General features: G+C 33.2%; 18 protein-coding genes and 3 pseudogenes. 12 read left to right on the forward strand and 9 right to left on the reverse strand.

Annotated features, from left to right (window positions below):
- The 4 genes from FD20_RS10235 to FD20_RS10250 form a co-directional block, all read left to right on the forward strand.
- Window positions 1–643: SDR family oxidoreductase (locus FD20_RS10235; RefSeq protein ID WP_057738315.1), on the forward strand; the 643-nt coding region annotated here is incomplete at its 5' end.
- Window positions 644–750: 107 nt separating this feature from the next.
- The gene (locus tag FD20_RS10240; protein ID WP_002823333.1) at window positions 751–1,200 is read left to right on the forward strand and encodes a flavodoxin family protein; all 450 of its coding nucleotides are present in this window, start codon (window positions 751–753) and stop codon (window positions 1,198–1,200) included.
- 36 nt (window positions 1,201–1,236) lie between these two features.
- The gene (locus FD20_RS10245; RefSeq protein ID WP_002826218.1) at window positions 1,237–1,674 is read left to right on the forward strand and encodes a MerR family transcriptional regulator; all 438 of its coding nucleotides are present in this window, start codon (window positions 1,237–1,239) and stop codon (window positions 1,672–1,674) included.
- Between the two features lie 286 nt (window positions 1,675–1,960).
- Window positions 1,961–3,184, forward strand: coding sequence for an MFS transporter (locus FD20_RS10250; RefSeq protein WP_057738317.1), 1,224 nt, complete (start codon window positions 1,961–1,963; stop codon window positions 3,182–3,184).
- Between the two features lie 177 nt (window positions 3,185–3,361).
- On the opposite strand, the gene FD20_RS10255 is transcribed toward FD20_RS10250, so the two are convergent.
- Window positions 3,362–4,696, reverse strand: coding sequence for an MFS transporter (locus tag FD20_RS10255; RefSeq protein ID WP_057738319.1), 1,335 nt, complete (start codon window positions 4,694–4,696; stop codon window positions 3,362–3,364).
- A gap of 288 nt (window positions 4,697–4,984) precedes the next feature.
- The gene (locus FD20_RS10260; protein WP_057738321.1) at window positions 4,985–6,397 is read right to left on the reverse strand and encodes an NAD-dependent succinate-semialdehyde dehydrogenase; all 1,413 of its coding nucleotides are present in this window, start codon (window positions 6,395–6,397) and stop codon (window positions 4,985–4,987) included.
- Window positions 6,398–6,606: 209 nt separating this feature from the next.
- On the opposite strand from FD20_RS10260, the gene FD20_RS10265 reads away from it, so the two are divergent.
- The 6 genes and pseudogenes from FD20_RS10265 to FD20_RS13840 all read left to right on the forward strand — a co-directional run.
- Window positions 6,607–7,245, forward strand: a complete 639-nt coding sequence (locus tag FD20_RS10265) for a flavodoxin family protein (protein ID WP_057738323.1) — start codon at window positions 6,607–6,609, stop codon at window positions 7,243–7,245.
- Between the two features lie 23 nt (window positions 7,246–7,268).
- Window positions 7,269–8,252 (forward strand): aldo/keto reductase, encoded by a 984-nt coding sequence (locus tag FD20_RS10270; RefSeq protein WP_057738325.1) that lies wholly within the window; start codon window positions 7,269–7,271, stop codon window positions 8,250–8,252.
- A gap of 39 nt (window positions 8,253–8,291) precedes the next feature.
- Window positions 8,292–9,473: an SAM-dependent methyltransferase gene (locus FD20_RS10275; RefSeq protein ID WP_057738327.1), complete on the forward strand. Its 1,182-nt coding sequence runs from the start codon at window positions 8,292–8,294 to the stop codon at window positions 9,471–9,473.
- A gap of 53 nt (window positions 9,474–9,526) precedes the next feature.
- Window positions 9,527–10,282 carry a flavodoxin gene (locus FD20_RS10280; protein WP_235807760.1) on the forward strand — a complete coding sequence of 252 codons (756 nt, stop codon included), beginning with the start codon at window positions 9,527–9,529 and terminating at the stop codon, window positions 10,280–10,282.
- Window positions 10,283–10,400: 118 nt separating this feature from the next.
- A pseudogene (locus FD20_RS10285) lies at window positions 10,401–10,880 on the forward strand (transposase); the annotation flags it as partial.
- A gap of 27 nt (window positions 10,881–10,907) precedes the next feature.
- Window positions 10,908–11,086: pseudogene (locus tag FD20_RS13840) on the forward strand (low molecular weight phosphatase family protein); the annotation flags it as partial.
- A 707-nt stretch (window positions 11,087–11,793) separates the two neighbouring features.
- Here the strand turns inward: FD20_RS13840 and FD20_RS10290 are convergent.
- The 5 genes from FD20_RS10290 to FD20_RS13845 all read right to left on the reverse strand — a co-directional run bounded on the left by FD20_RS10290 (window position 11,794) and on the right by FD20_RS13845 (window position 17,693).
- Complete coding sequence (locus FD20_RS10290; RefSeq protein ID WP_057738331.1) at window positions 11,794–13,614, reverse strand: heavy metal translocating P-type ATPase; 1,821 nt, start codon at window positions 13,612–13,614, stop codon at window positions 11,794–11,796.
- A gap of 171 nt (window positions 13,615–13,785) precedes the next feature.
- Window positions 13,786–15,429, reverse strand: coding sequence for a hypothetical protein (locus FD20_RS10295; RefSeq protein ID WP_157060906.1), 1,644 nt, complete (start codon window positions 15,427–15,429; stop codon window positions 13,786–13,788).
- 319 nt (window positions 15,430–15,748) lie between these two features.
- Window positions 15,749–16,690 (reverse strand): glycosyltransferase family 2 protein, encoded by a 942-nt coding sequence (locus FD20_RS10300; RefSeq protein WP_057738335.1) that lies wholly within the window; start codon window positions 16,688–16,690, stop codon window positions 15,749–15,751.
- Window positions 16,691–16,692: 2 nt separating this feature from the next.
- Window positions 16,693–17,364, reverse strand: a complete 672-nt coding sequence (locus tag FD20_RS10305; protein ID WP_235807762.1) for a phosphatase PAP2 family protein — start codon at window positions 17,362–17,364, stop codon at window positions 16,693–16,695.
- 149 nt (window positions 17,365–17,513) lie between these two features.
- Window positions 17,514–17,693, reverse strand: a complete 180-nt coding sequence (locus tag FD20_RS13845; RefSeq protein ID WP_235807761.1) for a DedA family protein — start codon at window positions 17,691–17,693, stop codon at window positions 17,514–17,516.
- A gap of 592 nt (window positions 17,694–18,285) precedes the next feature.
- Between FD20_RS13845 and FD20_RS10310 the strand changes: the two genes are divergently transcribed.
- The gene (locus FD20_RS10310; protein WP_057738338.1) at window positions 18,286–18,570 is read left to right on the forward strand and encodes a transposase; all 285 of its coding nucleotides are present in this window, start codon (window positions 18,286–18,288) and stop codon (window positions 18,568–18,570) included.
- Between the two features lie 153 nt (window positions 18,571–18,723).
- Window positions 18,724–19,086 (forward strand): annotated as a pseudogene (locus FD20_RS10315) (IS1182 family transposase); the annotation flags it as partial.
- 93 nt (window positions 19,087–19,179) lie between these two features.
- On the opposite strand, the gene FD20_RS10320 reads toward FD20_RS10315, so the two are convergent.
- Complete coding sequence (locus tag FD20_RS10320; RefSeq protein ID WP_057738342.1) at window positions 19,180–20,541, reverse strand: sensor histidine kinase; 1,362 nt, start codon at window positions 20,539–20,541, stop codon at window positions 19,180–19,182.
- 4 nt (window positions 20,542–20,545) lie between these two features.
- Entirely contained in the window at window positions 20,546–21,250 is a 705-nt protein-coding gene (locus tag FD20_RS10325) for a response regulator transcription factor (protein WP_057738344.1), read from the reverse strand.
- Window positions 21,251–21,543 lie beyond the last annotated feature (293 nt).

Raw genomic sequence — 21,543 nt, forward strand, 5'->3', positions numbered from 1 at the left:
GGCACGTCGGGAAGAACGCTTGCAAAAAATTGTTAAGGATATTGGACAATCGGGGGGACAAGCAACTTACTTGGCAACTGATGTCAGTGAACTTGAACAGGTTAAAGCTTTAGCCCAAAAAGCTATCGACACTTATGGTCGGTTGGATGTTTGGATGAATAATGCGGGATTAATGCCACATTCTGAATTTATTAAAGGGCGGGTTGAAGATTGGAATCGGATGATTGATATCAACTTACGCGGCGTCCTCTATGGAATAAATGCGGCTCTTCCGCAGATGCGCAAACAACAATCAGGCCAGTTTATCAATATAGCTTCCGTTGCAGCACATGCAGTTCATTCTGGTGGTGGTGTGTATAGTGCAACTAAAGCTGGCGTTTGGATGATTAGTGAAGCCTTACGTCAGGAAGAAGTTGCTGCAAAGAGCCATGTTCGAGTGACTGTTGTTTCACCAGGTGCTGTATCGACTGAATTAGTTGATCATGTAACTGACCCAGATACTAAAAAGGCAATGGAAAATTTTTATGTCAGTGTATCGATGCCTTCAGAACGTGTAGCGCAAGCAATTTCATTAGCTGTTGATTTACCAGAAGACTCTGATATAAATGAAATTGTTATGAGACCATCAAACCAGCAAGGTTAGTGTGTAAGAATAAAATTTATTTTTTTATTTTGCAATTTCTTAAATGGCTAAACTCTAGCATTGAGTTTAGCTTTTTTAATAATATTAATTGACAGTGGAGGTAGATTTTGAAAATAAATGTATTTTTGAACTCAAGTCAAAACACTAATGGTGAAACTGCTAAACTGGCCCAAAAATTCTTTGATGGAGAACCATATCAGACCTATAATTTAATTGATTATCATATTGATCAATTGGGTCAGGTGACTAATCAAGACCAATTTACTGAATTAGCTTTACAATTAAAAAAAGTCGATATAATTGCAATTGGAACGCCTATTTATTGGAATGATATGACAGGTTCATTAAAGACTTGGCTCGATAGACACCGCTTAGTAAGCGATATCTATCGAGATAAAAAGACGGTTATTTTAGCGCAAGGAAGTAATCCTGATAATTCGGAAGTATTTAGATCAATCAATCATGTTTTTGAAACTTTTACTAATAGATTTTCAATGCGCTACTGTGGTATTGTTACTCCTACAAAAGTAGCAAACAAAAATATAACTACCATATAATATATAGTTTATGTATTTGCAAAGGGAATGATAATAATGAATATTAAAAAAGCTAGTGAATTAACTGGAGTAAGTTCAGATACAATCAGATACTACGAAAAAATTGGATTGATACCACATATCGATAGGACCTCTTCGGGAATAAGGGATATTGGTACACGTATTATCGGTAGAATTAATTTTATTAAACAAATGCGTTCAGCAGGTATGTCTATTGAGAATCTTTCTAAATATATGAATTTAGTTGATTCGGCTGAAGGAAGCATTGCAGAACAAAAACAATTGTTGAAAGAGCAGTTAGAAGTAATGGAAGAACGAAAAGATGACCTACAAGCTGCTATTGACCATTTGCATTGGAAATTAGAGCATTATGAAGATCACATGGCTAAGTCTGAAGCAGAATTACGCAAACTTGAAAAAGAGCATAAAGATCAACCAAACAAATTAGTTCGAAATAAAAAATATACAAATTAAATTATATTTGTAACTCGCATGCTGTGGTGTAAATTTTTAAAATTATTTAGGTAATAATTGATTTTCATTACACCAAGTCGGGATAAGAGGGTGGATTGAAAGTTAGCTTTTAGTCCACTCTCTATTGCTATGAACTTCTAAAATGTTTTTTTATGTTTGAAGGAGGGGTGGTTATTTTAGTATATTTTGGATAAAACTTTCCTCTTAGCTATTTCAAAAATAATTGAAACATTTAAACAGTTTATCAGAATGAAATATTACTACCACAAGAAAGAAGATCTTGTTTTTGAAGAGAAAATCTTATCGTGAGCCTTTGTGGACAAGAAACTTTGTTCTACTTTTAATTACTGCTATTTTTATGTATATTACAACATTTATGTTTATACCAACTCTTCCTCTGTTCGCTCGCAATCTTGGTGTTACTGATCCTTCAGTCGGTGGAATTATTATTTTAGTATATACCATAAGTTGTCTGGCTTCGCGTGCAATATGGGGGGATACAGCTGACCACTGGGAACGTAAACCTGTTTATCTCGTGGGCGTCATTATAATGGCAACAGCGGCTCCTTTCTTTGGACTTGTTTCATCTTTGGGGGGGATTTTAATCATTCGAGCGTTGCAGGGGATAGGGTTCAGTGCATCTTCTACTTCTGGGAGTGCCATAGCTGCAGACTTAGTACCTGCTTCGCGGCTAACCGAGGGTATAGGTTACTATACTTTGGCTAATACTATTGGTATGGCACTTGGCCCCGGCCTGGGACTGAATATGTTTCAGCGTGGTTCTTGGTGGCTATTTGGAGCAGGAACGTTAATAGGAATTATTAGTTTAGTAACAGGTTTATCATTAAATTATGAAAGAAAGCAATCTTCGGTAAAAAAAAGTTCCTCTGTTTCTCAGACCGCCCCACATGCTAAAGCAAATTCCAAACTAGATATGTTATTTGAAAAAAGTGTTATGCCTACTTGTTTAGTGATTCTATTCACTATTATGCCTTATGGGGCTATTATGGCATATATCGCCAGTTACGGTATCAATCAAGGAATTGAAAACATTGGTCTATACTTTTCAATGTATGCTTTATCTTTGTTTGTAGTACGGCTGGGAGTTGGACGGTTATCAGATCGTTATGGGATAACTGCTATAATTATTCCTGGTATTGTGCTGATGTTCTGTGGCCTAATTGTTTTAGGTTGGGCATCTAATTTAACTATTTTCTTGATATCAGCGATTTTATTTGGACTTGGTTTTGGTGTGGTTTTTCCTCTATTACAAGCAACAGGCTATGTATTTTGTTCACCTGATCGGCGTGGAGTGGCAAGTGCAACTCTTTTTGCAACAGCGGATTTGGCTTATGGGCTAGGAGCTCTGATACTAGGAATTGGAATCAAATTTTTAGGATATGCACCTGCTTTTGGTGGTCTGGCAATTTTCACAGTTGTTGCATTGATTCTTTATATATCTGTCCTTTATCCTAGATTAAAGAAAAGACGCAATGTAAGTAAACAATAAATAGGTTTTCAAGAATGAATTTATTTGAGAAGAATTTATATTTGGATTTATCGAACACATTTATACGGAGTAAACAAAGGAGCTACGTCGAAAGTTAACTTTCGACGTAGCTCCTTAATTATATTTTTATACAATTTTGGATATGCTTCTTTAATTGCATGAGCTAAGCAATTAAAATTATCTACGCATTCTATTTGAATGAATCAGAAAAAAGCTTGATATGAGGGCTATTATCACAAAAATAGTTGCTGTAATCATAGATACTTGATACCGCATAACTTGATTGTTGATATTCCCAGCAACCAGAGCCACAAATGCTAAGCCAACAGCTCCACCAATTTGATGAACTGCATTAACCAGCCCCGATGCTGCTCCAGATTCTTCTCCACGGGTTCTAATAACACCAGACACTGTTAGAGGACTTATAGTCATACTTTGACCTGCACCAATTAGCAGCATTGGAGCACCAATCCCCCACCAATAACCGAAACTATTTTGGAAGAAACAAACAATAATCATTCCAATTAGTGTTAGTAGCATTCCAATATGCAAAATTCGTGCATTTCCAATTTTTTGTGTCATTTCAGGTAATTTAAGTGCCACAATGTACATAACCATTGTCATAGGGAAAAAGCCAAAGCCCACCCAAAGTGGCGCAAAATGCAGATCACCTTGCATCAACTGGGGAGTGTAAAACCAAAAACTCATCATTGCTGCCATATAAAAAAATCTAGCTATAAAAGCACCTGTACGTTCAAAGTCTTTGAATAAAGAAAGGGGCATAATTGGTTTTTTTAACTTTGATTCTAAAATAACAAATACTGCAAGTAAGAGGGCACCTATTATCAGAAATATTATTTGATTGTTGTCCGCAGTCATTGCATATAATAAACTCGCTACAGCTAAAATTGATAAAATACTTCCCCAATAATCAATACTGATTGCTTGTTTACTTGTTTTTGAAGTAACGTATTTAAAGACAATAACGAGTAGTACAGCAGCCAAAGGAAAATTAATTAAAAATCCGATTCTCCAGGTCCATAAACTTGCAAAAAGTCCTCCCAAGACCAAACCAACACTAGAGCCTATTCCAGCAGTTGCTCCATATAAGGCAATTGCTTTTGTACGTTCCATTCCATCAAATGTGTCCAGCAATAGAGCCAATGATGTAGGAGCGATAATGGAAGCACCTATTCCTTGCACTGCACGCGCTAAAATTAGTAGCGTTCCTGTATTAGCAATACCTACCAATAGAGAGGTAATTCCAAAGATAATTATGCCCACAGAAAAGACTATTTTTTTAGGAAAAATGTCACTTAATCTACCAGATAACAGAAGTAATCCACCAAATGTCAATGAATAACTATTACTGACCCATGAAAGAGTCTTCGTTGATAATGATAATTCGTGTTGTATATCCACAATGCCAGTGAAAATAACCGAATTACTCAAGATAATTAAAAAATAACTGATCAAGACCGTTGCTAATATTATTTGCTTATTTTTCTTCATTAAAACTATTCTCCAAACATACAATTATTAGTTTTTAGATAATTTGCTAATAAGTATTATAATTACCCTAACAAGGGCCTGTGACGAAACAGATGCTCGTCACAGGCCTTTTACTTTTAACTTAATATTTTTTACTATATTAATGATCTTAAAAAACATGGAAGTTTAAATCTACTATACCTTTGCCTATAGCTAAAACTGCATATTAACTGATTGCTTGATTCTTATGCTAAAATCTTTCATACCACAATACGCTTTTTTATCCACAAAAGGTAACTAACGTTATTTTTAGATAATTGCCAATCCACCGGCTGCGTTGCCAAAATCTGGTTTCTGTGCAGTTACAACTAGTTTTTCATTGACAAATGCCATTAATCCCAATGAGCTCAATTCTCTTCCATAACCTGAACCTTTTACGCCACCAAATGGTAACTCAGGTAATGAACTCAAGAAGGTGTTGACAAAGACCATTCCAGTTTCAATTTGTTGTGCAATCTTTTTTCCATGTTGTGGATCTTTTGAAAATACAATACCACCTAAACCAAGTTGAGAGTCATTAGCCAATTCAATTGCTTCTTCATCGCTATGCACTTTAAAAACCTGCGCAACCGGGCCAAACATTTCTTCGTAGAACAATGGATTGTCTTTATTAACATCGACCAAGATTGTTGGTTCAAAAAACTGGCCAGAAAGATCAATTTTCTGATTGCCATAATAGACTTTTGCACCCGCAGCAATGGCGCGATTAACTTGATCCTGTAATTTATTTTTAGCTCTTTGAGAATTCATAGGGGCTAGTGTTGTGTTTGGATTCATCGGATCGCCAGGTTTCAAATTTGCAAATTTTTCTTTTAATTGCTTAAGAAATTCATCATACAAATTGTCAGCAACAATAAAACGTTTAGAAGAAGTACATACTTGTCCTGCATTATACAAACGGGCTCTCCAGGCGAGATCTACAGCTTGCTTTACATCGGCGTCACTTAAAACGATGAAAGCATCACTTCCCCCAAGCTCCATTGAGCTTTTCTTCAAATTTTCACCAGCTACTTTAGCTACAGACTGACCACCTCTCTTTGAACCAGTTAACGCAATACCCTGAACTCTCGGGTCTGAAATAATTTCACTTACTTGATCGTAGTTCAAAAATAGATTTACCACACTTCCCTTTGATGCTCCAGCTTCAATAACGATTTTTTCAAAAGCTGCTGCGGATCCCGGGGTGTTAGAAGCATGTTTCAAAATCATTGGGTTCCCTACTATATAGTTAGGAGCAAACACACGCATGATTTGATAGTAAGGGAAGTTCCATGGTTCGACTGCGAGTATCGTTCCTATTGCTTGTTTTTCAATCTCGGCAGCACCGGTTGCTCTAGTCATAATTGGTGTAGATGATAGCAACTCTTCACCATGTTCCGCAAAATAGTCAGCGATCAGCGCACATAATTCAACCTCGCCTTCTGATTCTCTAAGAAGTTTTCCCATATCTACAGTTGCGATTTTAGCCAATTTTTGTTTATTAACTCTGAACAAGTCAGCGATTTTATGAAGAGTAGTAGCTCTATCTGATATTTTTTCTTTGCGCCACTTCTTATACAAATTGTGTGTTGTACTTAATGTTTGCTCGATTTGTTCCTTAGTTGCAAAGTCATAAGTCTTAACGACTTCATTTGTGTACGGATTTACTGTTTTATAAGCCATGAAAAATCCTCCTAAATTTATTTAAATAACTAGATTTGCCTGTAATTGGATTAACCAACGTCTAAACTATATTCCTTGAAGTACACTTCAAGTCAAATATAATCTCTTTTTATTTTAAAAACTAAATACTTGACTTAGAGTTCACTCCAAATGATACCTTAGTAATATCTTCTGAAAGCTATAAAAAATTATTATTCTAGGAGGGAATTATGAAAAGGAAAATTTTCTTCAGTGCTTTTTTTATTATTATTTTAGCTATTGCCGGATTAGTTATTTGGAGAACATATCAATTAAGACAGATTAGCATGCGCGAAAGTAGTGAGAGTGCTAGTAACAACACATCTTCAGTTCAAAAGACTTCAAAGGATAGCACGATATCCAATTCGGGCACGCAACTTTTTATTAATGCTAGTCAAAACAAAGATGGGAACACCGCTACACTTGGAAAAGAACTTTTAGGGGACATTCAGTACGAACAATTAAATCTTGCTGACTATCATATTCATCAAATTGGACAAAGTTCAGTTGACAAAGATCAATTTGACACTGTCTTTAGAAAAATGCAAGATGCCAAAAATATTATTATTGGAACTCCAGTGTATTGGTCTGATATGAGTGGTTACTTAAAAACTTTACTTGATAGGATGGGAGAGCATGAGGATGGAAGCTTGCGTGGGAAAAATGTGTATCTTTTAATTCAAGGGTCAGATCCTTCTGATGCTATACGTCCGATTACTCATGTCGTAGAGCATATTTCTAATACATTTCAAATGAATTTTATCGGTGAGGCAACTACTGATGAACAAGTTTCAAATTTGCACGACAAACTATTTCAGAATAGTCGTTAGTTAGTGAAAGGAGATTTTGTGTTATGCAAAAACGTGTTTTGGGAAAAGAAGGTTTAGAAGTTGATGCACTTGGTTTAGGCTGCATGGGTATGAGTTTCGGTTACGGTGATGCAAAAAGTACCAAAGAAATGACATATTTGCTTCAACAAGCAGTTGAACTTGGGGAAACTTTTTTTGATACAGCTGAAGTGTATGGTCCTTTTATAAATGAGGAGTTATTAGGAAATGCACTAAAACCTTATAAGAACAAGGTTACGATAGCGACTAAATGTGGTATTAGAATAGCAGATGGGAAACAAGTCATAGATGCTAATTTAACAGGTATTCGTAAATCATTAGAAGGATCGTTAAAACGTCTCAAAAGAGAGACGATTGACCTTTACTTTCTTCATCGGGTAGATCCTAAGGTCTCAATTGAGGAAGTTGCCCAACTTATGGGACAGTTAAAAAAAGAAGGAAAAATTAAACACTGGGGCCTCTCAGAAGCTGGAGTAGAAACAATAAAGAAAGCACACAATGTTGAACCACTAACTGCAGTGGAGAGCGAGTACTCGTTGTGGACTAGAGAACCCGAAGATGAACTGCTTCCCTTGCTAGAAAAACTAGGTATCGGTTTTATTCCTTTCAGCCCACTTGGCAAAGGGTATCTAACTGGGAAAATTAATACTGAAACTATTTTTTCAAAAAATGATTTACGTACTAAATTGCCTCGTTTTACTGAAAAAGCAATTAAAAAAAATAAAGCTTTGGTGGACTTAATCAAAATTTTTGCAAAAGAAAAGAATGCTACACCGGCTCAAATAGCTTTGGCATGGATTTTAGCGCAAAAGACGTGGATGGTTCCAATTCCAGGGACTACTAAATTAAGTCGTTTAAAAGAAAATCTACAGGCAGTGAACATTAAATTCAATCAAACGGAATTAATCCAACTTAATGAGCTGTCAAGCGAAATTAAAATAGTTGGAAATCGATATACAGCAGAGCTACAAAAAAGAGCTGGAAAATAAAAAAATAAAGCAGTCAATTATGAGACAGAAGGAAAAATAATGTTAGAAAAAAATATCTATCGAAAATTACTAAGTCATGCGTTTGATATACCAGTGTCAGTTACTTATTGGGATAACAGATTTGAAGTGTATGGTGTTGGAGAACCTGTTATTAAAGTTCGTCTTAAGAGAAAACTTCCATTGCAGGAGTTAACAGATCAGCCAACATTGGTACTTGGAGAAGCTTATATGGATGGAGATATTCAAATTGAAGGAAGCATTCAGGAATTGGTTGCCTCTGCCTATCGTCAATCTGAAAGTTTCTTAACAAAGAGCTCGTTTTTAAAATATTTACCCAAAATGTCACACTCAGAGCGAGCTAGTCAACGCGATATCAAAAGTCATTACGATATCGGTAACGATTTTTATCGTCTGTGGCTTGATGAGACTATGACCTATTCTTGTGCTTATTACAGAAGTGATGATGATAGTTTGAAAGAGGCACAACTGAACAAAGATCGGTATATTTTACAGAAATTGGCAACTAACCCTGGAAAAGAGCTTTTAGATATTGGAAGTGGTTGGGGAACATTATTATTTATGGCTGCCGAAGAATTTGATTTGCATGCAACTGGAATTACGTTAAGCCAAGAACAGTATGATTATACAAAACAACAAATTGAAAGCCGTCATTTGCAAAATAAAGTAACAGTTCTACTGGAAGATTATCGTGAATTAAAGGGTAACTTTGATTATATAACTTCTGTTGGAATGTTTGAACATGTGGGGAAAGAAAATCTCGGTCTGTATTTTAAAAAGGTACAGGAACTTTTGACTCCCGAAGGACGAGCATTAATTCACGGAATTACAGGACAACATATGGGTGCTGGTGTAGATCCATTTATTAGTAAATATATATTTCCAGGTGGCTACATTCCAAATATAGCGGAAAATCTAAAACATATTATGGATGCTAATTTACAATTTACTGATATTGAACCACTAAGATTCCATTATCAAAAAACTCTCGAAACATGGTATCAAAATTATCTCAGGGTTGAGCAGCAAGTAATTGAGAAATATGGAGAAAGATTTGATCGAATGTGGTCTTTATATTTACAAGCTTGTGCAGCTTCATTCGAAGTTGGCAATATCGATGTTGTTCAATACTTACTGGTAAAGACAACAGATAAATCCATATTACCAAGAACGAGAGGTTATATGTATCAAACGAACAAATAGTGAATTTATATTGTACTTCAACTATCTGTTTCTGAAAGTGAGGTTATTAAAAGATGAGGAAAAGAAAGATAGTTATGTTAATAATAGTTATTTTCCTTATTTTAGGAATTGGGGGAACAATGATATTGCGTCACACAACTAATACAGCAGTTGATAGGCAAATTGCCGGAAGAATTAGTGAACAGCCAATTTCCGCTCCACAATTGGGAAAAACAGATAGTTTATGGAGAAATGGTTCTGGAACGAAGTCTGACGGTAAGGATACTAATAGCAAAAATAAACCAACAAGAAAGATTACCAAAAATGCTCGCAGTATAATTATTTACTTCTCACGTTCAGGCAGCACTGAGTTGCTTGCTAGCAAAATTGCTGAAAAAACTCATGCTGACATTTTAGAAATTGTTGTAAAAGATTCATATGCTGCAAATTACCAGAGAACACTTTCAAGGGCCAATTCTGAACGTGAAAATCAAGATTATCCCAAAATTGATATGAAAGTACCAAGTTTAAGTCAATATAATACGATTTATTTAGGTTACCCTATCTGGGCAATGACTTTGGCACATCCAATGATATCTTTTTTAAATAGTTATGGTAAGACATTTTCAAATAAAAGGATTGCTCCGTTCATGACACAAGGCGGTTATGGGCAAGGTAATAGTGTTCAGCGTATTCAAGGAATTCTCCGTAATCAAGGATCAAGAAATAACACATTTACGCGACCATTGGTTGTAGATGGGAATAAAGTTGATCAGGCTGATCAACGTGTAACTCGCTGGACGGAACAAATTACCAATAGTAGCAATTGAATCATCTACTTTTCTTCTTAGTCTGTACCAATTGTACACGCGAAAGGTTATTTTATTTACAATAATCAACATTAAACTAAGAAATTGCGAACATAGAGTGTGCTTTATTATGAATAAGGTAGATTATTCTCAACGGCCTAACTTGATTAAGAACCATCCAATCGGAACTATTTGGCGTGCTGACATAACCTACCTAGAACTAAGACCAGGCACTTGGGTTTATCTAAGTACCATCTTTGACCAAGCTAGTAAGCAAATCATCGCTTTCAACATTGGCAAGGAGATGGCATCGAAACTGATTATTAAGACATTGTTGCAAGCCTTGAGCAGGGCTTCTAAGCCAACCTTTTTGCACTCTGATATGGGTTCACAATACATCAGTATTGCTTATGAAGGCCTGTTAAAGCGGCACCTGATTAGGCATTCATATTCCAAACAAGGTTATCCATATGATAACGGTCCGCTCGAAGCTTTCCATTCGCTACTTAAACGAGAATTTATTTTTCAAACACGTTTTACTAGTTTTGAGGACTTAGTCCTCAGAGTTGAAAATTACATTAACTGGTATAACACCGAAAGAATTAGGATAAACGGCTAATTTTTTTAGTACCAAAACTTGACGTAGGAGCAATATTCCAAGTTAATTAATTTAGATTACTTTGATTCAGCAGATTTGATTATTACTCTTTGCGGAGATACGCGCGACAAATGTCCTGTCATATTCTATCACAAGTGACGACTAGTCTTCACTGGCCACTATCGGATTCTGCTAAGGTAAATGGTTTTGATGAAGAACAGCTTTAAGTTTTTAGAAGCGTTCGTGATGAAATTAAAAAAGAGTTTTAAGCTTAAAACATGGTCTATTTTAAATTATTTAAAACACAAAGAAATGTTGAAATAGTTTATTAAGCTAATTCAAATATACTGCAAATAGTACGATCTATTCCTACGTCAAATTTTATCACTAAAAAATTTAGACTTTTATCCTAATTTTTTCGGTATTGTACCAATTAATGTAATTCTCAATTTTGAGGACTTAATCTTCAAAGTTAGTAAATCGTGGTTGAAAAATAAATTCTCGTTTAAGTAAAGAGTTTCCAGCGGCCTATTATATCATACGGATAATCTTATTTGGAATAGTAATGTCCGATGTTATGCTGTTCTTAACAGGTTTTCGTATCCCAATACTAGTATACTGTGAACCCTCATGTAAGAGCGTAAAAATATTAGTTTGGGAGCTTTTACCTAGGGCTAATGACGTTTTAATAGTTAATTCTGATTCCATGTCCTGGTCGATGTTGGAAGTGATAATTCGTTTACTGACTTGATCAAAGATGGTACTCAAATATCAATTCATTAGTTGCATCACTGTTTTTTTATCAACTCTACTTCCAGCAATTGGTACAGCAATTCGCGTTTGTGAGCTTTTTTTGAACTAGTTTTGGCAAATCAACAACTCACAAAATATTTTTTAAACATACTAAATCGGTTTAACTTAATTTGTATAAATTTTATTTGCTGGAATGAATGTTTGTCTCACTTGAATTACGCGCTTTTAAAGCCCATAAAATAGAAATAGTATCAACAACCTCTTGCAACATTGCTCCGATAAATGCTGGAATGATTCCTGTACTGGCAATTAGCATTAAAACTAAACAAATGACAATACCAATTAAAACTGACTGTTTAGCAACTAGCATTGTATCTCGAGAAATAGAAATAGCTTTATAAACACGAGTCAAATCATCTTTTAAAATAACAACATCTGCAGATTCACTGGCTGCGCTTGAACCATGCATTCCCATGGCAATTCCGATATCAGCAGTTGCTAATGCAGGCGCATCATTAACACCATCACCAACCATAAAAATGGGTCGAATTTTTTTTGAAATATTTTTCAATGCCGCAATTTTTTCTTTTGGTAAAAGATCTGCGTGCACATCTTTAATTCCAATTTGTTCAGCAATATAATTAGCACTTTTTTCTTGATCACCAGTCAGTATCATTAAATTGTCAATTCCTAATTTTCTTAGCATTGAAATTGTTCTCGATGCTTCTGGTCGGATATGATCAACAAAGTTAATATATCCCCATAGGTTACTATTAACCGATATATAAAGAGTTGTTTGTTGGGTCGGGGTTAATTTACTATCAGGAGCTACAAAACTTAGTTTCCCAATTTTAATGAATTGTCCATTGATTACTCCGGAAACTCCCTTACCGACATCTTCTGAAAAAGAATCAACTTCTGTAATAATTGCATTATTTTTTAGTGCATAGATTACACTAGCACGAGCCAAAATATGATCTGAATTTTGTTCAATACTTGCAATAAAGTTAAGCATTTCACGCTTATTGATATTATTCATAATAATCAAGTCACTAACTGTCAAATTACCATCTGTGACAGTTCCAGTTTTATCAAATGCTCCAGTTTTAGCAGTAGCTAATTTTTCAATTATGTCACCCGTTTTAACAATAATTCCATTGCGTGAGGATCGGCTCATTCCGGAAATTATAGCAACTGGAGCTGCTAAAATCAATGGACATGGAGAAGCTACGACAAGAACTTCTGCAAAATGTACAGGGTTTTTAGAGACAAACCAAGCAATACCAGCAATTATATATGCTGTTAAAGTAAAAGGAAGAGCGTATTTATCAGCTAAACGTACAAAATGTGAAGGTTTCTCCTTAGCTTTTTTAACCAGTTTAACTAATTGCTGATATTGACTATCAGAGGCTGTTTTATCAACCTTAATTATAATTGAAGAGTTTTGGTTCAAAGAACCAGACATTAAATAATCACCTAGTCTTTTGAATATTGGTTGAGCTTCACCTGTCAAAGAAGACTCATTTATTTGACCTTCTCCTTTAATAATATAACCATCAACGGGAACTAGTTCACCAGGTTTTACTAATAATGACTCACTAATCTTAATATTTTCAACTTTAGTATCAGTTGTAACATTATTTTTAATTCTATGAGCAATTCGTGGTGAATTGTCAAGTAGAGCTTTTAACTCCAGATTAGCTTTTTTTGTAGCATAGTCTTCTAGGGTCTCTCCACCAACTAACATTATTAAAACTACTATAGATGCCCAATACTCATTTACTGCTAACGTAGAAATAATAGCAGTAATGGCCAATAAATCAATTCCGTAACTACCAGATTGGAGAGTATAAAGCATTTCCTTTAACATAATTAGAGAAAAAGCAATTCCAACAATAGTAATTGTAATTTGAGCTAATAACTGCTGATATAATATGAATTGTAAAATTATAGCTGTTAGGGTTATTCCTAGAATAATCCATAATTTTTTTAAATGATTCAAACTTTAGTACCTCAACTTTATTTATAATTTTTAATTATTCACTATATTATATTTTTTATTATATTGTAATTATTACAAATTAACAATAATTATATTTGACCGTAAATTATTGTTAATTAACATTCTCTCTTTTGAGTTTTTTATTTGATAACCGTTAACAATTTAAAAATATTATCTTTTAGGATCATAAATACCTTTATAAATTAATGATGCATATCGCATTGTATGATGGTTAAACATTAAACTGTACGGCGATAATTTATAATTTCTAGTTTGGACAACTTCTATTTGTTGCGATTCATTTTGCTTATCTTTCAATATGATATAATATTCACCCCTGATAATTTTTCCTTGATAATCATAAGCTGTCCCATTGGGTCTTAATCGATAACGATGTTTGCTTTTGGTATTTATCAGCTCAACTTTGAAATTTGATGAGGCTGGTATTTCTATATAAAATTTATTAGCTTTATAATTAAAAACTAATTTCTCTGAAATGACTGACCCTTTTTTAATTAACAACCTTTTAGCATGGTACTGCGTTGAAAGCTGACTTCGCTGTGCTACAACAACTTGAGGCTTTGGGTAAAGCGTCGAAATTAAATTTGCTGAGCTCAACAAATTCAGAAAAGCCAAAGTAATTAACATTAGCAATGACCTTGATTTTACAATCATGGGCCTTGGTGTATGTCCTGATAAAGCACCAAATAAAAACAAAATTAATGGTAAAATTATTTGCCCGTATCGCTCTTCAGTTTCCCATATTAATGTGTGAAAAGCTAGATATCCTAAAATTGTAATAATAACTAATAAAATAATAGGATCTTTTTTTTTTGATAAATTAGGAATCCAATTCCATAAAAACGTGATGACAAACAACCATAAAACAATTGTTGCTATTTGATAGCTAATAGATGTCAGTGTCTCAAAAAAGGTTGCATTCTTTTGATACCAATTTGGAGCTTCCCGAAATCCCCCATTGTACCAACTTTGAATTGACCCAACATTAAGCAATACACCAAGTTTAATAATCCATTGCTTTAAAACTCCAAAGGGTCCTAGTTTTTTAATTCTCGTCATAATCCTTTTTTTATCATATTTTTGCCGAACTATTAAGCTAGTTCTTTTTATTTCATGACTGATATCACTTCCACTATAAGTCCCATTGGTTTTTTGATTTAATCCCATCATTACCCATGAAGTAAGGGGTAACTCATAGGCCGAGTCTTTGTGATACTTGCTAGCACTATAAATTATTTTTGTTATAGGAAAACTTAAACTAAAGCTAATAATTATAATTATTATTGGAATTATTAACTTAGATTTTTTCAGTATTTTCCCCAAAACAAGGAATATTGAAACAATGGCAATGGCCGGTAATAAAACAATCAAATTTGGTCTAATTAACTCCCCTATCAATATCATTAGGCTTAAAATGCCTCCAGAAATGATCTTCTGTTTTTTAGATTTTTGATTCCATAACAGTAAGCTACGAAAAATTATTAACAAAACTAACATCGATGGCAAATCTGAATAAAATATTTGAAGATAATAAGTATACGCAAATGGTGACATGACAAGAAAAGTAAAACCACCAATTACTATGCTTTTACGTTTATTTAGTTGATACAGCGTCACTAACATTAAGACTATAAAACCATCTAGAAAGAAAAAGTTTAAAATATGCAATTCAGTATTTGTAGTCAAATTAATAAGATGCATTAGACGAAGCCATAGTGATAATAAGTAGGTCAGTGGAACATTATTAGGATAACGCCAGAAATACGTATTATTCCAAGAATCATCCTTTACCATTTGATCAGCCTGTGAAAGTACACGATATGGATCGTGATAAACTGTATCCGGTAAGAAGATAAGAATAAGAATTTGTACTATCAACATGAAGAATAACCCACTACAGATTAAGTACATGACCCTTTTTTTAGAGAAACTATCGATATAAGGTGCAAGCTGGTAGACAGCTATGAATATTGCCATACTAATAAGCAAAATGACTATACTAGTAATAAATTTGTTTGAGCTAAAAAGATTACTAATAATACCTATTGTTAAACAACATATCAGTGAGATGGGGAATATCGAAAGTTTTAAATTTTTTCTCATAGAATCACGCTCAATCTAAATGCATTTGGATAATATATCGTGGCCTATGCTTGACTTCAGTCGTTATTTTGCCAATATATTCACCAATTATACCTAAACTAACCATTTGTAGGCCGCCTAAAACCCAAATTGAAACCATTAATGATGACCACCCGTGGGTAGTTAAACCTAACCATTTAGTAATAATTGAATAACAAAACATAATTATTCCAAGTGAACTTGCAAAAACTCCAAGTACTAAAATAAAACGAACAGGCATAATTGAAAATGAAGTAATTCCATTCCATGCAAAAGACAACATTTTTGTTAGAGGATATTTTGATTTTCCTGCTAATCGAGGAGTTCGTTTATAGTAAACTTTAGTAGTCCTAAAACCAAGCATTGGGATTATTCCACGAATGAATATATTACGTTCTTGATACTGCAGAAAAACTTTAATTACCCTTTTAGACATTAAACGGAAATCAGCATGATTAGGAATTAATTTTACTCCAATAAAATTTAATAATTTATAGAAAAATAATGCTGAGTTACGCTTAAACCAAGTATCTGTTTCTCGATTGTTCCGCACACCATAAACGATTTCTACACCCGCAATAAATCTACTAAACATTTTTAAAATAGCAGTGGGATCATCTTGTAAATCGGCGTCAATTGTTACAACTACATCGGCTGTGTTAATAGCTTCTTTTAACCCGGCAATCAAAGCATTCTGATGTCCAAAATTACGGCTTAGTTTAATGCCTTTAATAGTTGTATGTTTTCTATGTTCAGATTCAATAATTTTCCACGTTTTATCAGAGGAACCATCATCTACAATTAGAATATCAGCCATATAATCAGGTTTTTGATTATTAATTAATCTTTCTTCAATCTTAAGCAATCTTCTAATTGAATTAGGTAAAATTTTTTCTTCATTAAATGCTGGAATCACAATTGTTAGTTTTTTCATAATTATTTTTTCCTCTCTTTTAAATGTTTAAGTTTTATTGACTCCAGAGCAGGATTATACAAAGTAAAATAAATACCTCTCATTATTTCCCACCATGCTAATGCTAGTAAAATACTTCCTAGTACATCTGTTAAAAAATGATTTCTTAAATAGAGCCGTGAAAAAGCTACGACACCTAGCCAACAAATAGAAAGTAGTGATATAGCGAATTGTATTTCTTGATCCTCCAACCAAGGAATAACAATAAATAATATTATTAAAACAACAATAGCAGTGCTAAAAGTGTGCCCGCTTGGGAAGCTAAAACCAGTATCTTTCATTACTTGATTATTAGGACGTGGACGGCGAATAATTTCCTTGAAAAGAAAAACTAACATATCTCCAATTACTTGAGCTGAAATAATCCATATTACATTTAATAACTGGTTTTGTCTAAACCATACGCCCAGTGCTATTAAACACGTTAAACAAATATTGACAATAGGACTACCAAAAAATGTAATTATAGAAAAGAATTGATTTTTAATTGTTGTAACTGTCATTGTAGGTAAACGTTGAAACTGTGAATCTAAATCAATAATCCATGATTGATTTAAACAAATTACACTTACCAAAATTACAAACAAAATTGATGAAATAAGACCTGTGATTAACCAATATTTATTTTTATTCATTAAAATCAATTGTTTTTTCTCCTTTTTGAATAACTTAAAATTAGCGGGAATACTGAAATAAAAGCAATCATAACTATGATTAATTCAAAATGGTTTTTAATAACTGAAATATTCCCGAAAAAGAACCCAGTAAGAAAAATTATCGAAACCTAACAGAAACTACCAAGTATATTGAATTTAATAAAATTACGATAATTCATCTTACTTAAACTGGCTATGAATGGTATGAACGTTCGAATAAAAGGTGTGAAACGTCCTAAAAAGATAGCACTATTACCATGTCTACTAAAAAAATTAGTTGTTTGTTGCAAATAGTAAATTTTTGCCACTTTGATTTTTTTAACTGATTACCAAAATATTGACTAATTTTAAAATTTACAGTGTCACCAATAATTGCTGAAATTGAAAGTAATAAAATTAAAAGGAGTGGGTTTATCATATAATTTCCTATAGCTGAAATTGTTCCAGTCAAGAAGATCAGTGAATATCTTGGTAAAAATGGAAATATTACTAGTCCAGTTTCAATAAAAATTACAACGAATAATATTATGTAAAATAGTCATCCATATTGTGTCATTATATTCAGTAATAAATTGCTTATATTTATTGACATATAAAAGATTTCCACCTTTTCTTCTTTAAAAAATATTCAAAAATAACACTTGTTCTAATTTTTATCTCGATTTAAAACTATTGGTTACTTTATATAACTTAATTGATTTAGAATCTTACTAAAAGGTAACTAAAATAAAAGTTTTATGAAAAAAATTCAGAAATGGACTGGGTCATAAGTCTCTAGGTTAAAGAGCTTCACCAGAAAAAGTAATGATTTTTCTGGTGAAGCTCTTTTGGTATAATTAAAAAAAGCACTGGTCGCAGCCAGCACCTTCAAAAATAATACCCCATGAAAGGATATCCAAAATGTACAATAATTATAGCATAAATCAGACCGTACTTATTATCAAAACTAACTGGAAACCAAAAGAAAATCATCCTGCGCGGATGATTAATCAAATAGTTGAAGCTCTTAAAATTAAAGATCCCTACATCTTTGGACGTCCGCGTAAGTATGATCTGCGTGTACTTCTAAAATTAATTTTGTTTGTGTACACAAAAGGGATTTCCAGTAGTTGTCGGATTAACACCTTGGTAGAAGAGAATTTGGCAGCCCGTTGGCTGACACAAGAACGTTCCTTGCCGCTTTAGAATTTCAGACGAAGTTGAGAACTTGAGCAATCAATGTATTCAAAAACTAACCAAATATCTAAAGTAAAATAACCTTATTGATGAGGTTACCTTTATTGATGGAACTAAAATTTTAGCTGATACCAATAAATATAGTTTTGTTTGGCGCAAGAATACGGTTCAAAATCAAATTATCGATACCTTGAAGATGAATTACCTGAACATACAGCATTGATTTCATATGAGACAATGCTGAAAGAAAATAGTTGCAAATGGCAAAGTGATGATTGTAAGGTCATGAATTGGACGTATCACCTTAAAGATGATTATTTTATTGATCCGCAAGGAGTTAGATTTAGTTTTTACGCTTACCGTAAGTGCAAAGACAAGTATAGGTTTGTACGTGAATTTAAAGAGTATAAGGCAAACAAATATGATAATAATTTTAAAATTGACCACCGAGCTTTCACTAAAAGTGGAAATCCTCGCAAAATAAGTATTAACGAAAAGAAGAGATTAGTGAAAAGTAAAGAACGATTTTCGCTAATCTCTTCTATTTTGAAGGACTTATAGCACAGCCCTATAAGAGTTAGAATAAAATTTCTTCAGAAAAAACAAAGTTTTTTATATTTACACAAAAAAGTGCAGTAAAAAAATTGTACCACGAGGTTTATTAGCCTTAACTGTCAATTGTGCATTATTCAAAATTGCTAGCTGATTGGCAATGGCTAACCCTAATCCAGTACCCTCGATCGATCCCCGGACAGTACTTGCACGATAAAATCTTTCAAAAATATGTTCTTTATCCTTATCAGAAATTCCTATGCCTTGATCAGCTACACTTATAATTACCTGTTTTTGTATTTTTTTCAAAGTCATTTCTATCAATCTATTGCTATCTGAATATTTACTTGCATTGCTTATGATGTTAGTGATGATTTGATCAACACTTTTTTGATGAGCATTTATATGGATATTTTTATCTATTTTTATAATTAATTTCTGGGGTATTATTGAGCAAATGTTTTTTGCAACTGCAATTAAAGAATCACTAAGGTTGTATTCGTGTAATGTTAAGACTGCTTTATCTGCTCTTGAAAGTGCTAGCAACTCATCAATTAGTATGGCCATTTGATGTGACTCTTCAGTAATGTATTTTAAAGAATTATCAATAATTTCTGGATGCTCTTTACTGCGTCGCTGAAGCAGCTGTGCATGACTCTGAATGGTAGCAATTGGAGTTCGTAACTCATGTGCAGCGTTAGAAACAAATACTTTTTCCTTTTGATTTTGTTGATACAAATTTGATAATAATCTATTGAAACTCATAGCTAATTGTTTTACTTCTGTTGGTGTATTAGGTATAGGTAATTTATCGTCTGTTTGTAGATCTTTAGTGGAAATTATCTCAGCAGTTTTTGTTAATTGTGTTAAAGATCCTGTTAAACGTTGTGCGATTAGTTTGATATACAAAGGCGTAATAATTAATGTTAATATCAAGATGATAATTGTAATAATAACAACACGTTCAAGAATTTCCAACTGTGAATTTAACTTGATCCACAACTCATAATTTATACCACGAGCATGTCCCTCATTATATATTAAGAATCCAATATGTGGACGATAGTATAGCCCTTTTATAGGTAAAACTACTTGAGGACGAATTTTTAACAACGTCTTTGTATCAGGTGAATAATAATTTTCAATAGCAGCATTTCTACGCATATTATGAACGTGAACGTAACTAGTACTTGTATTCAGAGTACTGTTAAATCTCCATTGTTTCCAATCATGATCACTATCGATTACAGTATTTTTTAAACTTTTGATAATGTTACTTGAACTGTATCTACTAGTTTCTAGCAACTGATGACCAACTGCTAAGATAGTTATCAAACCAGAAGTCATAATAATAATTGTTATGAGCAAAAGAAAACTTCGTAACATAATTGAAGAACTATTTTGGTTCGCTTTTGGCCATATTTTCATAAAATTACTTCCTTACTTGATCATCGGCTAATGAGTAGCCAATTCCTCGTACAGTATGAATCAATTTCTTGGAATTAGGAAATTTATCAATTTTATTTCGTAAATAACGAATATATACATCTACAATATTAGGTTCTCCCTCAAAATCACTTCCCCAAACTAGATCCAGCAATTCATTACGAGTAAACACTTTACCAACAGATTTAAACATTTCAAGTAACAATTTGTATTCTCTTTGTGTCAATTGAATATTATGATTATCTCGAGTAATTCGTCTTTTCTTTGTATCAAACACCAAGTTATCCAGCCGATAAATTTGAGAAGAAGTAGTTGTTATTTGTCTAGAACGACGTAGAACAACTTTCATTCGTGCTAAGAGTTCTTCAATATCAAATGGTTTAGTAACATAATCATCTGCTCCACCCATCAGGCCGGCTACCTTGTCACCAGTATAATCTCGAGCAGTTAACATAATAACAGGAACATCACTATTACGTCGGATTCTTCGTAATACACCAAGTCCATCTAGATTAGGTAACATCCAGTCAAGAATAATTAGATCAATTAAATTGGAACCCTTTGCAAAAATGTTAAGTGCTGATATACCATCTTTAGCAATTAAAACTTTATAATTTTCGAATTGAAATTCTTTTTTTAATGAATCAACTAGGCCTTGTTCATCTTCCACTAAAAGAATTATTTTCTTCATTACGTTAATCCTCCATATTTCCCAGCTGTGAAATTTATATACTTTTTAATTCTCTATTAGTGTATAACAAAAATTGAAGATCACCATAAATTTCAAGTATTTTTACTAATTCTAAAATTTATTGAACGTAGCAATTGTAACTATATTTCTGAGAATTTTTCATTATTTTCTTATCAAATATAGGTAGAACAAAAAATTACTTTGTAATATTCTTTTATTAATTACAAAATAGACATTGCTCTTATCCTAGTATTTGGTACACAAATATTTAGACAGTTGTGCCATAATAAAAT

Source organism: Liquorilactobacillus uvarum DSM 19971, from assembly GCF_001434935.1.
Taxonomy (GTDB): Bacteria; Bacillota; Bacilli; order Lactobacillales; family Lactobacillaceae; genus Liquorilactobacillus; species Liquorilactobacillus uvarum.

Coding starts and splice junctions, on each gene's coding strand:
- FD20_RS10260 (WP_057738321.1), bottom strand. CDS start 6,397: ATGGCTTATAAAACAGTAAATCCGTACACAAATGAAGTCGTTAAGACT.
- FD20_RS10300 (WP_057738335.1), bottom strand. CDS start 16,690: ATGAAAAAACTAACAATTGTGATTCCAGCATTTAATGAAGAAAAAATT.
- FD20_RS10325 (WP_057738344.1), bottom strand. CDS start 21,250: ATGAAGAAAATAATTCTTTTAGTGGAAGATGAACAAGGCCTAGTTGAT.
- FD20_RS10305 (WP_235807762.1), bottom strand. CDS start 17,364: ATGAATAAAAATAAATATTGGTTAATCACAGGTCTTATTTCATCAATT.
- FD20_RS10320 (WP_057738342.1), bottom strand. CDS start 20,541: ATGAAAATATGGCCAAAAGCGAACCAAAATAGTTCTTCAATTATGTTA.
- FD20_RS10265 (WP_057738323.1), top strand. CDS start 6,607: ATGAAAAGGAAAATTTTCTTCAGTGCTTTTTTTATTATTATTTTAGCT.
- FD20_RS10310 (WP_057738338.1), top strand. CDS start 18,286: ATGTACAATAATTATAGCATAAATCAGACCGTACTTATTATCAAAACT.
- FD20_RS10255 (WP_057738319.1), bottom strand. CDS start 4,696: ATGAAGAAAAATAAGCAAATAATATTAGCAACGGTCTTGATCAGTTAT.
- FD20_RS10280 (WP_235807760.1), top strand. CDS start 9,527: ATGAGGAAAAGAAAGATAGTTATGTTAATAATAGTTATTTTCCTTATT.
- FD20_RS10295 (WP_157060906.1), bottom strand. CDS start 15,429: ATGGTAAAGGATGATTCTTGGAATAATACGTATTTCTGGCGTTATCCT.
- FD20_RS10245 (WP_002826218.1), top strand. CDS start 1,237: ATGAATATTAAAAAAGCTAGTGAATTAACTGGAGTAAGTTCAGATACA.
- FD20_RS10270 (WP_057738325.1), top strand. CDS start 7,269: ATGCAAAAACGTGTTTTGGGAAAAGAAGGTTTAGAAGTTGATGCACTT.
- FD20_RS10275 (WP_057738327.1), top strand. CDS start 8,292: ATGTTAGAAAAAAATATCTATCGAAAATTACTAAGTCATGCGTTTGAT.